At 71.9% G+C, this 15,037-nt stretch carries 14 protein-coding genes; 5 read left to right on the top strand and 9 right to left on the bottom strand.

The features are described 5' to 3' along the window. Nucleotides 1–84 precede the first annotated feature (84 nt). Nucleotides 85–1,032 carry an ABC transporter permease gene (locus tag ACFPCV_RS36400; protein ID WP_378061831.1) on the top strand — a complete coding sequence of 316 codons (948 nt, stop codon included), beginning with the start codon at nt 85–87 and terminating at the stop codon, nt 1,030–1,032. Nucleotides 1,033–1,469: 437 nt separating this feature from the next. Here ACFPCV_RS36400 and ACFPCV_RS36395 read toward each other — a convergent pair whose 3' ends face one another. Together ACFPCV_RS36395 and ACFPCV_RS36390 are read right to left on the bottom strand one after the other, a co-directional pair. Beyond that, nucleotides 1,470–3,401, bottom strand: a complete 1,932-nt coding sequence (locus ACFPCV_RS36395; protein WP_378061829.1) for a vWA domain-containing protein — start codon at nt 3,399–3,401, stop codon at nt 1,470–1,472. A 22-nt stretch (nt 3,402–3,423) separates the two neighbouring features. Then, nucleotides 3,424–4,839 carry a sigma 54-interacting transcriptional regulator gene (locus ACFPCV_RS36390; RefSeq protein ID WP_378061827.1) on the bottom strand — a complete coding sequence of 472 codons (1,416 nt, stop codon included), beginning with the start codon at nt 4,837–4,839 and terminating at the stop codon, nt 3,424–3,426. A 377-nt stretch (nt 4,840–5,216) separates the two neighbouring features. Between ACFPCV_RS36390 and ACFPCV_RS36385 the strand changes: the two genes are divergently transcribed. From ACFPCV_RS36385 to ACFPCV_RS36375, 3 genes are read left to right on the top strand one after another with little or no spacing between them, the layout of a single operon-like run. Further along, entirely contained in the window at nt 5,217–5,699 is a 483-nt protein-coding gene (locus ACFPCV_RS36385) for a YcxB family protein (protein WP_378061825.1), read from the top strand. Nucleotides 5,700–5,746: 47 nt separating this feature from the next. Beyond that, nucleotides 5,747–6,544, top strand: coding sequence for a hypothetical protein (locus tag ACFPCV_RS36380; RefSeq protein WP_378061823.1), 798 nt, complete (start codon nt 5,747–5,749; stop codon nt 6,542–6,544). Nucleotides 6,545–6,580: 36 nt separating this feature from the next. Further along, the gene (locus ACFPCV_RS36375) at nt 6,581–7,159 is read left to right on the top strand and encodes a hypothetical protein (protein WP_378061822.1); all 579 of its coding nucleotides are present in this window, start codon (nt 6,581–6,583) and stop codon (nt 7,157–7,159) included. Here ACFPCV_RS36375 and ACFPCV_RS36370 read toward each other — a convergent pair. From ACFPCV_RS36370 to ACFPCV_RS36345, 6 genes are all read right to left on the bottom strand, one after another. Continuing rightward, complete coding sequence (locus ACFPCV_RS36370; protein ID WP_378061821.1) at nt 7,141–8,175, bottom strand: ferrochelatase; 1,035 nt, start codon at nt 8,173–8,175, stop codon at nt 7,141–7,143. The two genes, ACFPCV_RS36375 and ACFPCV_RS36370, sit on opposite strands and share 19 nt — an antisense overlap. A 32-nt stretch (nt 8,176–8,207) precedes the next feature. Next, a complete protein-coding gene (fabI, locus tag ACFPCV_RS36365) occupies nt 8,208–8,975 on the bottom strand; it encodes an enoyl-ACP reductase FabI (protein WP_378061935.1) in 768 nt (255 codons plus the stop codon). A gap of 200 nt (nt 8,976–9,175) precedes the next feature. Next, nucleotides 9,176–9,880: a 3-oxoacyl-ACP reductase FabG gene (fabG, locus tag ACFPCV_RS36360; protein WP_378061819.1), complete on the bottom strand. Its 705-nt coding sequence runs from the start codon at nt 9,878–9,880 to the stop codon at nt 9,176–9,178. 102 nt (nt 9,881–9,982) lie between these two features. Beyond that, nucleotides 9,983–10,975: a VWA domain-containing protein gene (locus tag ACFPCV_RS36355; RefSeq protein ID WP_378061818.1), complete on the bottom strand. Its 993-nt coding sequence runs from the start codon at nt 10,973–10,975 to the stop codon at nt 9,983–9,985. Then, a complete protein-coding gene (locus ACFPCV_RS36350) occupies nt 10,975–11,859 on the bottom strand; it encodes a DUF58 domain-containing protein (RefSeq protein WP_378061933.1) in 885 nt (294 codons plus the stop codon). Before ACFPCV_RS36350 ends, ACFPCV_RS36355 begins: the two co-directional genes overlap by 1 nt. Before the next feature lie 85 nt (nt 11,860–11,944). After that, the gene (locus tag ACFPCV_RS36345; RefSeq protein ID WP_378061817.1) at nt 11,945–13,015 is read right to left on the bottom strand and encodes an AAA family ATPase; all 1,071 of its coding nucleotides are present in this window, start codon (nt 13,013–13,015) and stop codon (nt 11,945–11,947) included. 111 nt (nt 13,016–13,126) lie between these two features. Between ACFPCV_RS36345 and ACFPCV_RS36340 the strand changes: the two genes are divergently transcribed. Then, entirely contained in the window at nt 13,127–13,465 is a 339-nt protein-coding gene (locus ACFPCV_RS36340) for a TfoX/Sxy family protein (protein WP_378061816.1), read from the top strand. A gap of 57 nt (nt 13,466–13,522) precedes the next feature. On the opposite strand, the gene ACFPCV_RS36335 is transcribed toward ACFPCV_RS36340, so the two are convergent. Continuing rightward, entirely contained in the window at nt 13,523–14,764 is a 1,242-nt protein-coding gene (locus tag ACFPCV_RS36335) for an NlpC/P60 family protein (RefSeq protein WP_378061931.1), read from the bottom strand. Nucleotides 14,765–15,037: the final 273 nt, after the last annotated feature.

The following is a 15,037-nucleotide window of genomic DNA, read 5'->3' as shown; positions in this document are numbered from 1 at the left end:
CGACGGAGCGCGCGCCGTCCGGACTGACGAGCAGCGCAGGGAGCTCGGCCACGAGCGACCGGGCAGCGCAGGGGGGAAGACGGCGTGGTAGCGGAGGAGCGGCACACGCGGTTGGACACGGTGCACACGGACGAGGCGGCGATCGAGCAGCTCGCGGCGGCCGCGTCGCACGAGGAACAGGGTGTGCAGGCGGACGGCTCGGTCACGGGCTACCGCGCGGGCCGGACGCTGCGGCTGCGGGTCGAGCTGGTCCGCCAGCTGCGGCGGCGCCGGGTGCAGCTGGTGCTGGGGTTCCTGGTGCTGCTGCCGTGGATCCTGTGGGCGGCGTTCGAGTTCGGCACGGACACGAGCGGCAACCGGTCCGGTGGGTTCGTCGACCTGGCGACCTCGTCCGCGCCGAACTTCGTGGTGTTCGTGCTGTTCGCGGTGTCGAGCTTCCTGCTGCCGATGATCGTGGCGCTGTTCTTCGGCGACACGATCGCCAGTGAGGCGTCGTGGTCGAGCCTGAAGTACCTGCTCGCCATGCCGGTCCCCCGGCACCGCCTGATGCGGCAGAAGGCGATCGCGTCCGGCCTGCTGTCGTTCTTCGCGGTCGCGCTGCTGCCCGCCGTGGCGCTGCTCGTCGGCGTGATCTTCTACGGCACGGGTGAGGCGGTCAGCCCCACCGGGGACGCGATCCCGTTCTCCGACGCGATGATGGCGCTGCTGTTCACCGTGCTGTACCTGGCGGTGCACCTGCTGTGGGTGGCCGGGCTGGCGCTGTTCCTGACGGTGTCGACGGACGCGCCGCTTGGCGCGGTCGGCGGCACGGTGCTGGTGGCGATCCTGTCGTCGATCCTGGACCAGATCACGGCGCTGGAGGGGCTGCGGAACTACCTGCCGACGCACTACGCCTTCGCGTGGTCGGACCTGATCTCGACGGACATCGACTGGTCGAACATGGCGGCGGGCGCGTTCTCGGCGGTGGCGTACGGGGCGTTCTTCGGTCTGCTCGCCGCTCGCCGGTTCCGCACGAAGGACATCACGTCGTGACGTGACCGCGGCATGATCGCGCGGGCAGGTGGGGAACGCCGCGCGGGTCGTGGACATCGACCCGCGCGGCGTTCCCACACCGTTGCCGGGCTGCCGTGCACCGTGCCGGTGCTCGCCCGCTGATTGCCGCCGCGCCCGAACGGGTCGCCGACTGGCACGTCCGAGCGGCCGCAGGGAGGCGTTCCATGGCCCGACCCGTGCACTTCGAGATCCACGCGACCGACCCCGAACAGGCGAAAGCCTTCTACGGGAACGGGTTCGGCTGACCGATCGAACAGTGGGGCACCAACCCGTACTGGACGGTCAACACCGGTGAGGGCCCCGGCATCAATGGCGGTTTGCTGCCGCGCGAGGGTCCCCACCCCGGCCACCGAGACTCCGGTCGGCTCCTTCGTGATCACGGTCGAGGTACCCGACCTGACCGCCACGATGGCGGACTAGCCCCGGCGGCCCCGCAGGTAGTCGCCGACCACCGCGGCGCCGAGGCCGTCGAGGTCCGGGGCCACCACGCGCCCGCCGCTGCGGCGGGCGATCATGTCGACGAACTGTTCCAGGCGCGGGTCCTCGCCCAGCATGAAGACCGTCACCGACGCGCCGAGCTTCGCCAGGGCGTCCACCTCGGCCAGCGTCTTGCGCAGCGTTCTCGGCAGCGGCGGGTACGAGAACTCCGCCTCCCCGTCCGGTTCCAGGTGCGCGGTCGGCTCGCCGTCGGTCACCACCAGCACCACCGGCTGCGCGTCCGCGTGCTTGCGCAGGTGCCGCCCGGCGAGGAGCAGCGCGTGGTGCAGGTTCGTGCCCTGCTCCCACACCCCCTCCAGCCCGACCAGCTCCGGCAGCTCCACCGACGCCGCGTGGCGCCCGAACGTGATGAGCTGCAACGCGTCCGTGCGGAACCGGGTCGAGATCAGCTGGTGCAGCGCGAGCGCGGTGCGCTTCATCGGCACCCACCGCCCGTCCTGCACCATCGACCACGACGTGTCGACGCACAGCGCGACCGCGGCGCGGGTGCGCTGCTCGGTCTCCACGACCTCGACGTCGGCCACGTCCAGCGACACCGGGCCGCCTGCCGACCGCGACACCGCGTTGCGCACCGTCCGCGCGGTGTCCCACGGCGCGGTGTCCCCGAACTCCCACGGCCTGGTCGCGCCGGTCGGCTCACCGGCGGCCCCGGACAGCGCCGAGTCCCGTTGCCCGGTGCGCCGGGCCATGGCGAGCACGTCCTTCAGCGCTGTCTGGCCGAGACGCCGCAACGCCTTTGGCGACAGGCGAAGCGACCCGTCGGGGGCCCGTTCGAGCAGCCCCTGCGCACGCAGCTGCTGTTCCAGCTCGGCGAGCCGCCGGGCGTCCACCCTGGCCTCGTCGCCAAGCTGGCGTTCCAGCGCCTCCAGGTCGATGTCCTCCAGCCGCGCACCGGGGTAGGACTGCGACAGCTGCTCGGCCAGCGCGTCCAGTTCGGCGAGGTCGGCCATCGCCTCCGCGCCCTCGCCCATGCCCAGCGGCTGGTTGCCCCGGAACCGCGCCGAGCCGGTCCAGTCCTCGCCGGGGCGCAGCGCACGCAGGTTGGCGTCGAGCGTCGCCACCTGCTCGACCAGCCGGGGGTCGCCCAACGCGGACGCCATCAGCTCCGACAGCTCGGCCCGCTGCTGGTCGGACATCGAGTTCATCATCCGCTGCGCGGCGGCCGCGCGGGCGGCGAGCGCGTCGACCAGCTCCTCGGTGTTGCGCGGGTTCTCCGGGAAGAACTCGCCGTGCCCGCGCATGAAGTCCTGGAACTGCTGGGTCGTGTCGTCGCCTCGCAGGTGGGCCAGCAGGAGGTCGTTCAGGTCCGCCATCATCGCGCGGATCCGCTCGGTGTCCTCCTGGCTCATGTGCTGCATGGCCTGCTTCATGCCCTGGAACCGGGACTCCATCAGCTCCTGGCCGAGCAGGTCGCGAATCTGCCGGTACTTCTCGCGTGCCGCAGCGGACCGCCAGTCGTACTCGGACAGCTCCCGGACCGCGGCGGCGGTGCCCGATGGCAGCGCGTCGAGCTGTGCCTCCCGGAACCGGGCGTCGTCGTCCGGGTCCGGGAACAGCGCGGTCTTCTCCTGCGCCACCGCCTCGTCGAGCAGCTGCCGCACCTGCCGCAGCGTCCCGTCGAGGTTGTGGCGGCGCTGGATCCCCGACCGCTTCTCCCACAGCTTCCTGGTCAGCTCGTCCAGGCCGGCGGTCTCCCCGGTGCCGCGCCGGAGCAGCTCCTCCAGCGCGGACCGGGGGGACCGGCCGTCCATGACGTCCCGCCCGATCGCGTCGAGCGCGTCCCGCAGGTCCACCGGTGGCGCGAGCGGGTCGGGACCGTCGTAGTACCGGCCGTAGGTGAAGCGGGTCACAACGCCCCCTCGCAAGCTCCGCTCACGGCCCGTACACCGTGGTGCCGTCGTTGCTGTCGGAGTCCTTCGCGAGCTTGCGCCGCAGGTACAGCGATTCGAGCGCCAGCTCGATGGCCGCCGCGATCCGGCCGGGGTGGTCCTTCGGCGACACGTTCAGCCGGGCCGCGACCTCGTGCAGCACCGGCAGCTCGGGCAGTGCCTCGAGCACCTCGCTACCCGCCACCCGCTCGCCGGTGGCGACCAGGTGCCCGTCGACCACCGCGTCCACCAGGGGCCGCAGGTCGAGACCCGCGAACCGGTCCTTGGCGGTCTCGGCGACCGCGCGGCGCAACAGGTGCGTCAGGTGCTCGGTCTCGCGGCCCTCCTCGCCGGACTCGAACTCGAGCTTGCCGCGCAGCACGGCGGGCACCGAATCGAGGTCGATGGGCCGTGCCACCGCCGGGTGCTCGTCGATCAGCGCGGACCGGCGCAGCGCGGCGGCGGCGACGGTCTCGGCGGCGGCCACGGCGAACCGCGCGGAGACCCCGGAGCGCTGGTCGATCGCCGACGACTCACGCAGGTTGCGCACGAACCGGGCCAGCACCTCGAGCAGCTCGTCGCCGACCTCGGCGACCAGGCTCGCCTCCTGCTTGATCACGTCCACCTCGGCGGCGACGGACAACGGGTAGTGCGTGACCACCTCGGCGCCGAACCGGTCCTTCAGCGGGGTGATGATGCGGCCGCGGTTGGTGTAGTCCTCCGGGTTGGAGGTGGCGACCAGCAGCACGTCGAGCGGCAGCCGCAGCGTGTAGCCGCGGACCTGGATGTCCCGCTCCTCCATGACGTTCAGCAGCGCCACCTGGATCCGCTCCGCCAGGTCCGGCAGCTCGTTGATCGCGACGATGCCGCGGTGCGCCCTCGGCACCAGTCCGAAGTGGATGGTCTCGGGGTCGCCGAGGGTGCGGCCCTGCGCGACCTTCACCGGGTCGACGTCGCCGATCAGGTCGCCGACGGACGTGTCCGGGGTGGCGAGCTTCTCGGCGTACCGCTGCGACCGGTGCCGCCACGCGACCGGCAGATCGTCGCCCAGCTCCGCCGCGCGCCTGCGCGACTCCGGCGTGATCGGGTCGAGCGGGTGCTCACCCAGCTCCGAGCCCTCGATCACGGGCGTCCACTCGTCGAGCAGGCCGACCATGGTGCGCAGCAGCCGGGTCTTGCCCTGGCCGCGCTCACCGAGCAGCACGACGTCGTGACCCGCGATGAGCGCGCGCTCCAGCTGCGGCACGACGGTCTTGCCGAACCCGACGATGCCGGGCCACGGGTCGCGCCCCGCGCGCAACGCGGCCAGCAGGTTGTCACGGATCTCGGTCTTCACGCCGCGCGGCAGGTGTCCTGCCGCGCGCAGTTCGCCCGCGGTGCGCGGGAGGTTCTCGGGTGGGGTGGGAACAGCGCCTGTCACCGTTACGACGCTACGCACGTTCGGCCGATCAGTCGACGTGGAGTGACTCCAGCCGCCGGCCCACCGGTCCACCTCCCCGGAATCGCGACCCGGCGACACCCGCGGACAGCGGGGTGGTTGGCCCAGTGCCGTCAATGGGCCGTTCAGGGCGCCCAGCGCCCTGAACGCGCCTTTCAGGGCATTGCCACGCGGTCCAGAGGGGCTCCCGAGACCTGCCCGTCCGGCGAGGACAAACCCACAACGCCAACCGGAACCAGGCAACGCACCGGGCCGATCCGACGCGACCAGCACACGACGACCGACCGCCCACTCACACGGAATCAATCCTCTAGCCTGGCTGCTGCCGCCGCACCACCCGACCTGGAGGATCACACCCGATGGCGCTCGAGCTGAGATGGGATCCCGCGCCGTCGGACTGGAACGACGCGCTGCGCGCGGTCTACCCGATCTACCGGTGGGCGCCGTGGTTCGCGCTGGCGCTGGCCGCGCTGGCGGTGGTGCTGCTGATCGCGGGCCAGCCGATCCCCGGCGGATTCGGGCTGGTCTGCGCGGCGATCATCGTGGCGCTGCCGGTGCTCGGCGTGCGGACCCAGTTCCGCCGCAACCCGGTGGCGGCGGCGACCGTGACGGCGACGGTGGACGACCAGTCGCTGCGGATGATGACGATCGACGGCACCGCCTACACCGACCTGCGGTGGCAGACCATCGACGGCTGGGTGGAGACCAAGCACAACTTCGTGCTGCGTACGGGCGAGTCGGCGCTGTTCCCGGTGCCGGGCCGGGCCTTCGGCGCGCAGGAGGATCTCGACGGTTTCCGGGACCTGCTCAAGGACCGTCTCGGCGAGCCGTCGAGGCGCTGAACAACCACCCGGGGAACAGCCGACCATCGTCGCGTAATCTTCTCCCCGTGTCATCCCCCAGCGCGACTTTGGCGGTGTGGAGCTCGGCTTGGCTGAGTGGCGCCGCCGCCGCGGACGATGTGCTCGACGCCCTGCAGGACTGGGCCGAGTTCCATGAGGTGGTCGCCGCGGACGAGCGGCTCGCCACCACCCTCGAGATTCCCCTCCGTGGCACGGCAGGCGGGTCCCCCGCCGCGTTGCTCGCGGCACTGCGCCGGTCCGGCGCGGTGACCGCGGAGCTCGTGATGCCGGTCCCCGGTGACGTGCGCGGTCTCGGCGGGGCGGGCCAGTTCGCCGCCCACGCGTTACGCGCAGGCGAGGCGGTGGTGCTGAACGGGCTCGGCGCCGTGCCCGAGAAGCTCGGCAAGAAGGTCGACACCGGCATCATCCGCTGGACCGTCTACGAGATCGAGCGCACCACCCCGACCCCGAACATCCCGATCGGCGAGGCTGAGCACGAGCTGACCGGCGCCATGCGCGTCGCGGCGGGCATGCTCATCGAGCTCGGCGTGGCCAAGCAGCGCGCGGGTGTGCGTGAGGAGCTACAGGCCCGCATCGCCGAGCGCACGGGCGCGCGGTGGCCCGATGGCATGCCGCAGCGCGCGCTGCGGGTGCTGCAGCGCGCGGCCGAGGTGGCGGCGATCCTGGAGCTGGCGATGGAGGACGAGCCGGGCGGCGCGTTGTCCGCGTCGGCGGCGCACAAGCGTGCCGAGGCCCTGCGCCCGCTGTTCCAGGCCGTCCGCCTGGCCCGCTGCGCGGCGGTCGCCGACGCGGTCCGCGCGCTCGACGTCTCCGATGCCCACTGAGCGGGTAGGCCGGGTCAAGGGTCGCGGAGCGAGGCCATGCTCATCGAGCAGCGGTTGCACCAAGGGATTCGGGACGGCTCCATCACGGTGATGTTCCGCCGCTGGAAACGACGGCAGGTCACCGCGGGGAACACCTACCGGACCGCGGCCGGGCGCGTCGTCGTGGCCGAGGTGACCGAGGTGGCGCCGAGCCGCATCCGCAGCGCCGACGCGCGCGCCGCGGGTTACCCGTCCGTGGCCGCGGCGGTGGCGGATCTGCGTGGCACGCCCGGGGATCCGGTGTTCCTGCTGCGTCTGCGCCTGGCCGAGGACGAGGATCCGCGCACCGCGCTCGCCGCGGCCGCTGAACTGTCCACTGAGGACGTCGCGGAGATCGCGCTGCGCCTGGAACGACTGGACCGCGCGAGCAACCACGGCCCGTGGACCGCGGCGACGCTCGACGCCATCCGGCGCAGGCCCGCCGTCCGGGCAGGCGACCTCGCGGCCGGACTGGGCCGCGAGACGCCCCCGTTCAAAGTGGACGTGCGCAAGCTCAAGAACCTCGGCCTGACACTGAGCCTGGAGGTCGGCTACCGCCTCTCCCCACGCGGCGAGGCCTACCTCCGCGAGCGCTGAGGCGGCTCACAGCACCCGACGGCACACGGTGCGCCGTTGACCGTGCGGCCCGCCACCGGGAAGTCCGACAGCTTCCGCGCCGGTGCGTCCGACAGGTGCTCCCGCACCAGCTCCACCACCAGTCGCGCGAACCTCGGGTCGCTGCTCGGTGCCGCCGCACGGGCGAAGCCCATGCCCAGCTCCCTCGCCTTGTCCCTGGCCTCCCTGTCCAGGTCCCACACGACCTCGAGGTGGTCGCTCACGAACCCGACCGGGCACAGGACCACGGCGGGCACCCCCTTGGCGTGCAGGGCATCCAGGTGGTCGAGGATGTCCGGCTCCAGCCACGGCACCCGCGGCGGCCCAGACCGGGACTGCCACACCACGTCGTACTCCCCGGCCCCCAGGTCGGCCGCGACCAGCCAGGCCGCCTCCGCCACCTGCTTCGAGTACCGGTGCCCACCGGACTCGGGCGGGCCCGCGGCCTGGTCGGCCGAGATCGGCACCGAATGGGCGGTGAACACGAGCCGGTACTCGCCGTCGATCTGCTCGGCAGCGGCCCGGACCGCGTCCGCGAACGCCGAGACGAACAGCGGGTGGTCGAAGAACTGCCGCAGCTTCGTCAGCTCCGGCGCGCCCTCCCCCACGGCGGCACGCGCACGCAGGATGTCCTCGTCGTACTGCCTGCACGCCGAGTACCCGCCGTAGGCACTGGTCGGGAACACCAGCGCCGAGGTGACGCCGTCCCGGGCCATCGCGGCGACGGTGTCCTCCACCATCGGGTGCCAGTTGCGGTTGCCGAAGTACACCGGCAGGTCGATGCCCAGCGCGGCCAGCTCCGCCTCGACGGCCTCGATCGCGGCACGGTTCAGCGCGTTGATCGGGGACACGCCGCCGAACCCGAGGTAGTGCTGCTCGACCTCGTCGAGCCGCTCCGGCGGCACCCCGCGTCCCCTGGTCACGTTCTCCAGGAACGGTCGCACGTCCGCGGGCTTCTCGGGCCCGCCGAACGACAGCCACAGCAACGCGTCAGGCATGATCCTCGCTCCGCAGGGTCCGCTTCACGAAACTACTGGCCCGTCGCGTGCACTCCGCCGTCGACCATGATCATCGAGCCGGTCGTGGCGGGCAGCCAGTCCGACAGCACCGCGCAGATCGTCTTCGCGACCGGGGTTGCGTCCTCGGCGTCCCAGCCGAGCGGCGCGCGGTCGCCCCAGCCGTCCTCCAGCTCGCCGAAGCCGGGGATCGACTTGGCGGCCATCGTCTTCACCGGTCCCGCGGCCACCAGGTTCACCCGGATCCCCTTCGGCCCGAGGTCCCGGGCCAGGTACCGGTTCACCGACTCGAGCGCGGCCTTCGCGACGCCCATCCAGTTGTAGGCGGGCCACGCGACGCGCGCGTCGAAGTCCATGCCGACGATCGAGCCACCCGGCCCCATCAGCGGCAGGCACGCGACGGCCAGCGACTTGAACGAGTACGCCGACACCTCGATCGCGACCGAGACGTCCTCGCGCGGCGCGTCCAGGAACGGTGTGCCCAGGCAGGTCTGCGGGGCGAATCCGATCGAGTGCAGCACGCCGTCGAGTCCGTCCACGTGCTCCCGGACCCGGTCGGCCAGCGTGTCGAGGTGCTCGTTGTCCTGCACGTCCAGCTCGATCACCGGCGCGGCCTGCGGTAGCCGCTTCGCGATCCGCTCCACGAGGCTCATCCGGCCGAAGCCGGTCAGCACGACCGTCGCACCCTGTTCCTGCGCGGCCTTGGCCGCGTGGAACGCGATCGACGCGTCGGTGATGACACCGGTGATGAGCAGGCGCTTGCCTTCGAGCAGACCGGGCACGAAACCGTCCTCCTGGCTGAGCGGAGCTTGCGGAGCGAACATCAGGACTGAGCGGAGCTTGCGGAGCGAACATCAGGACTGAGCGGAGCTTGCGGAGCGAACATCAGGACTGAGCGGAGCTTGCGGAGCGAACATCAGGACTGAGCGGAGCTTGCGGAGCGAACATCAGGGCTGATCAGATCCGTTGGAACCTCAGTCTGTCAGTGCCCCATACCGAGGCCGCCGTCGACCGGCAGGACCGCGCCGTTGACGTACGCGGCGGCGTCGGAGGCGAGGAACGTGACCGCGGCGGCCACCTCGTCCACCTGCCCGTAGCGGCCGGCCGGGACGCTCGCGAGGATCGACTTCTTGCGGTCCTCGGTGACCGCGTCGGTCATGTCGGTCGCGATGAAGCCGGGCGCGATCACGTTCGCGGTGATGTTGCGGCCGCCGAGCTCACGGGTGATCGAGCGGGCCACGCCGATCAGGCCCGCCTTGCTGGCCGCGTAGTTCACCTGACCAGGACTGCCCGCCATGCCGACCACCGACGAGATGAACACCATCCGGCCCCAGCGGGCCTTGAGCATGGCGCGGGCCGCGCGCTTCGCGACGCGGAACGCGCCGGTCAGGTTGGCGTCGAGGACGCTGGTGAACTGCTCCTCGGTCATCCGCATCAGCAGTGTGTCGTCGGTGATGCCCGCGTTGGCGACCAGCACCTCGACCGGGCCGTGCTTCGCCTCGATCTCCGTGAACGCCGCGTCCACCTGCTCGGTGTCGGTGACGTCGCACCGCACCCCGAACAGGTCCTCCGGTGGCGGCTTGCCCCGGTAGGTCACCGCGACGTCGTCGCCCTGCGCGGCGAACGCCCTGGCGATCGCCAGGCCGATCCCCCGGTTGCCACCGGTTACCAGTACTGAACGACCCACCGTGAACTCCTTGCGCGTACCACCGCCACGTCCGCACGCAAGGCTATCCGTTCCCCGTTCCCTGGTCCCGCCGACTCCACGAAGGTGTCGGCGGGACCACCGTCATGGCAGGCGCTGCCCGATGAACAGTGCGCTGCCCGCGGCGACCAGAGCGGCGAGGGTGCCGAGCATCAGCCACGGTCTGCTCGCGTCCGCGTTCTTGGTCTCGTACCCGATCTGTTCCCCGAGCGTGTCGTACACCCGGTGCAACTGGTCGGCGGTGGCGGCCTTGTAGAACTCGCCGCCGGAGAGCTCCGCGATCTCCTTCATGGACTCGTCGTCCACCGGCACCGGCTGGCTCTTGCCGTCGATCGTGACCGCGCCGTCGCCGGTGCCGAACGAGATCGTCGACACCGGGATCTTCTGGTCCTTGGCCGCCCGCGCCGCGGTGAACGCGCCTCTCGGGTCGTCGCCGTCGTCGGTCGGGACGGTCTGCTTCCCGTCCGTCATCAGCACGATGCGGGCCGGTGGCGCGCCGGTCGCGCCGCCGACGATCTGCGCGAAGCCCTCGATCGACTGCAACGCGGCGAAGATCGCCTCGCCGGTCGCGGTCGACTCGGCGAGCTTCAGGTTGTCGATGGCCTTCGAGACGCTCGTGCGGTCGGTCGTCGGCGACACCATCACGCTCGCGGTGCCCGCGAACGAGATCAGGCCCAGGTTGATGCCGGGGGTGAGGCCGTTCGCGAAGTCCTTCGCCGCGTCCTGGGCGGCACGCAGCCGGGTCGGCGGCACGTCCGTCGCCTCCATGGACAGCGACACGTCGATCACCAGCATCACCGTCGCCCGGTTGCGCGGGACGCGCTGCGTGTCGGTCGGGCCCGCCATCGCCGTGGTCAGCAGCATCAGCGCGATCACCAGCACCACGGGCGGGAGGTGCCGGATCCAGCCCAGCCGCTTCGGCGCGACCTTCTCCAGCAGCTCCAGGTTGGTGAACCGCATCGTGCGCTTGCGCCGCATCCGCTGGACCATGACGTACCCGGCGACGATCGCCGCGACCAGGATCAGCAGCAGGAACCACCATGGCGCGGTGAAACCGCCGAAGCTGAGACCGAGCATCAGGCCACTCCTCCCCCTGACCACCGTCGCTTGCGGGCGACGACGAAACGTACGGTGTCGGCGATCCAGTCCGAGTCGGTGCGCAGCACCAGGTGCCCGGCGCCGGCGCCGCGGATCGCGGCCGCGACCCGGGCCCGGTGCTCGGCGGCCGCCGCGGCGAACTCCCTGCGCAGCAACGCGGAGGCGTGCACCTCGCGCTGGCGGCCCGACTCCGGGTCGGACAGCACCACGGTGCCCACCTCGGGCAGGTCGACGTCGCGCGGGTCGAGCACCTCGATCGCGATCAGCTCGTGCCGGGTGGACAGACCGCGCAGCGGCCGCTGCCAGTCGATGTCGCCGAGGAAGTCGGAGACCACCACGGCGAGTCCCCTGCGGCGCGGCGGGCGGCGCAGCTGTTCCAGTGCGTCCCGCAGGTCACCCCTGGTGCCCTCTGGCGCGCGGGGGGTCTCGGCGACCTTGCGGACCAGGCCGCGGGCGTGCGCGAGCCCACCACGGGCAGGCACCCTGGTGGTCCTCTCGCCGGTGCCGATGATCGCGCCGATCCGGTTGCCGCCACCGCCGGTCAGGTGCGCGATCGCGGCGGTCGCGGCGACCACGAGGTCCCGCTTCTCACACGCGGCGGTGCCGAAGTCGAGGCTCGCGGACAAATCGGCCACCAGCCACGTCTCCAGCTCGCGGTCGGCGACCGTCTCGCGGATGTGCGGCTCGGTCGTGCGCGCGGTGACCGCCCAGTCCATCCGGCGCACGTCGTCGCCGGGCTGGTAGACGCGGGCCTCCCCCGGCTCGGAGCCCGGCCCCGGCACGAGCCCGAGGTGGTTGCCCTGGAGCAGCCCGTCGAGTCTGCGGCGCACGTCCAGTTCGAGCAGCCGCAGCCCGTGCTCCATCCGGTCCCCGTGCAGGATCGGCGGTGCCCACGACGGCCGCTCCTTCTCCCTGCTCACTGTTTCCCCGGTTCCCTCTCGCCCACGACTAGCGGCCCACCCCGACCGGCGGTGGCTGCACCCCGCCCGACTGCGGGCGGGCGGAGACCTGCGGCAACGGCACGGTCTGCAGCACGCGGGACACGATGTGGTCGACCGGCACCCCGTCGGCGAGCGCGTCGTAGGACAGCACGAGGCGGTGGCGCAGCACGTCCGGCACCACGTCCACGACGTCCTGCGGCAGCACGTAGTCGCGACCGCGGATCAGGGCCAGCGCGCGGGACGCGGAGACGATGCCGAGGCTGGCGCGCGGCGACGCGCCGTAAGCCACCCAGCCCGCGACGTCCTGCAGGCCGTGCTCGGCCGGGGTGCGGGTCGCGAGGACCACGCGCACGGTGTAGTCGACGAGCGCGTGGTGCACGAAGACCCGCGCGGCGACGTCCTGGAGCCGGACCAGCTCGGCCGGGCTCAGCACCTGCTGGGGCTCCGGCGGGGTCACGCCCATCCGGTAGACGATCTCGCGCTCCTCCTCGGCCGTCGGGTAGTCGACGATGATCTTGAAGAGGAACCGGTCGCGCTGCGCCTCCGGCAGCGGGTACACGCCCTCGTTCTCGATGGGGTTCTGCGTGGCCAGCACGAGGAACGGGTCGGGCATCGGGAAGGTCTGGCCGCCGATCGACACGTGCCGCTCGGCCATCACCTCCAGCATCGCCGACTGCACCTTCGCCGGCGCGCGGTTGATCTCGTCGGCGAGCACGAAGTTCGCGACGACCGGCCCGAGCTCGACGTCGAACTTCTCGGCGCCCTGCCGGTAGATCCGGGTGCCGAGGATGTCGGCCGGCACCAGGTCCGGGGTGAACTGCACACGCGTGAACGAACCGCCGACGACCTTCGCGAAGGTCTCGACCGCCAGGGTCTTCGCGACCCCCGGCACCCCCTCGAGGAGCAGGTGCCCCTTGGACAGCAGGCCGACGAGCATCCGCTCGACCAGCCGATCCTGACCCACGATGACCCGCTTGACCTCGAACACGGTGCGTTCGAGGAGCTGAGCGTCCCGCGCCGGGGTGCTGGCGGGCGCGTCGCCCGCCGATCCGTTCACCGACTCCGCCGGCTCGGTCACTGACCAACCTCCTCGTGAAGCGTCATTTCTCCGGTTACTAGGCAACCGGACGAGCGGTGTGACGGCTGTGAACTGCCCAGGACCGCCGGTGGGCGGGGGCATACTCCGGCCATGGCGTACGACACCGATCTGGCCGACCGGATCCGCGAGCTGGTCGCCGCCGAACACGGGGTCGACGAGCGGCGCATGTTCGGCGGCCTCGCGTTCCTGATCAACGGCAACCTGTCCGTCGCGGCCGGCAACAAGGGCGGTCTGCTGGTCCGCGTGCCCCCACCCGAGTCCGACGCGCTGGCCGGCGACGACCGGGTCACCCCGATGGTGCTGGCAGGCCGGCCGAGGCGCGGCTGGCTGCACGTGGCCGCCACGGCCGACGATGACGACTGGGTCGGGCAGTGGGTGGCCCGCGGCGTCGCCTTCGCCAGGACACTGCCCGCGAAGGGCGGCCGCTGACCTGGGCGATCCGGCCGGTTTCGCGGTGCGGGCGGGCTCACCCCGGTGTGACCGGCGTCAGAGCAGTCTGGTCGCGTAGCCGACGATGCCGCCGTAGCGGACGGAGGTGATCCGGACGCGGGAGCCCGAGTACGGCGCCTCGATCATCTGGCCGTTGCCGATGTAGAGGGCGACGTGGTGGATGCGTCCGCGCGTCGACCAGAACAGCATGTCGCCGGGGGCCTTCTGGGACAGCGGCACCCGCCTGCCCGCGTTCGCCTGGTAGCCGCTGTAGTGCGGTAGCCGCTTCCCGACCGCGGCGAACGCGTAGATCATCAGGCCGGAGCAGTCGAAGCCGACCTTGTTGTAGTCGCCGTGCGCGTCTGCGACGCCGCCGTCGCGGATGCCCCTGGTCGGGCCGTGGGCGTTGCCGCCGCCCCAGGCGTACGGGACGCCGAGCTGCGACATCGCGCGGTTGATCACCGCCCGGACACCGCCGGACGCCGGTGGCAGGGCCACTCCCCCGCCGCCACCACCACCGCCGCCACCGGACGGGCGGGTCTGCGCGGCTTCCTCCGCCTGCTTGACGGCTAGCCAGTCGAGGTAGCGCTGCCGCTGGTTCGACAGGCCCGACGCGTTGGCCTGTGCCGCGGTGAGCTGTGCCTCCGCGGCACTCTTCTGCGACTCGAGCCGGGCGGTGGCCGCTGCCTGGTCGAGCCGCGCCTGCTGCGCGTCGGCGGTGGCGGCGTCGGCCGCCTGCTTGGCAGCCTGTGCCGCCACCTGCTTCTGGTTCGCGAGGTCGAGCGCCTTGCGCGCGGCGGAGTCCTTGTTGGCCTTGTCGGTCCTGGCCACCTCCATGGCGTCCAGTGCGTCGAGCCTGCTCTTGCCGACCGCCTCCAGCAGCTGCGCGCGCTGGAGCAGGTCATCCGGGCTCTTCGAGCCGATGTAGGCGGACATCGAGCCGACCGCCGAGCCCTGCTTGTAGCTGCCCGCGGCGAACTGGTCGAGCTGCTCGCGGGCGAGGTCCACGTCGGACGACGCGGTGTCGGCCGCCACCTTCGCCGCGTCGGCGTCCACCTTCGCCTTGGCGGCCTCGTCCTCCGCCGCCTGCAGGTCGACGAGGGCGCGGTTGGCGTCCTCCATCTTCAGCGCCACCTCGGCCTGCAGCTGCGTGAGCTGGGCCTCCGCCTGCGCGACCTGGTTGGTGAGCCTGCCGACCTTCGTGGCCTTCTCCCGTGCGTCGGCCTTGCTGGCGCCCAGCTCGGAGTCGCTGGGGTTCGGCGGCGGTGGCGGGACGGCGACCGCTGTGCCCGCGCCCATGCTCACTACGAGCAACAGTGACGCCGCGACGATACGAAGCCCGGTACCGGCCACCCCACTCACGCCGCAAACCCTCCTTCGCGCCGACGCGCGGTCCCCTGAACAGCGGGGACAGCGAACTCACTGTGCCACTGTGGACAGATCGCGCACCAGCCGCAACACCGGCAACTCGCACAACATGCGTAACTTTCACCCCTGTGGGCACCCCAGGCACACCGAGAGTTGTCACGGAGGGTGTCCCGCGCGGGTGGCACGAGTGCTGCGACCATGGCG

The sequence above is a fragment of the Actinophytocola glycyrrhizae genome (genome assembly GCF_042653545.1).
In the GTDB taxonomy this organism is placed as follows: domain Bacteria; phylum Actinomycetota; class Actinomycetes; order Mycobacteriales; family Pseudonocardiaceae; genus Actinophytocola; species Actinophytocola glycyrrhizae.
The sequence above is the reverse complement of the archived record's forward strand: the minus strand, read 5'-3'. Positions and strand labels throughout refer to the sequence as shown.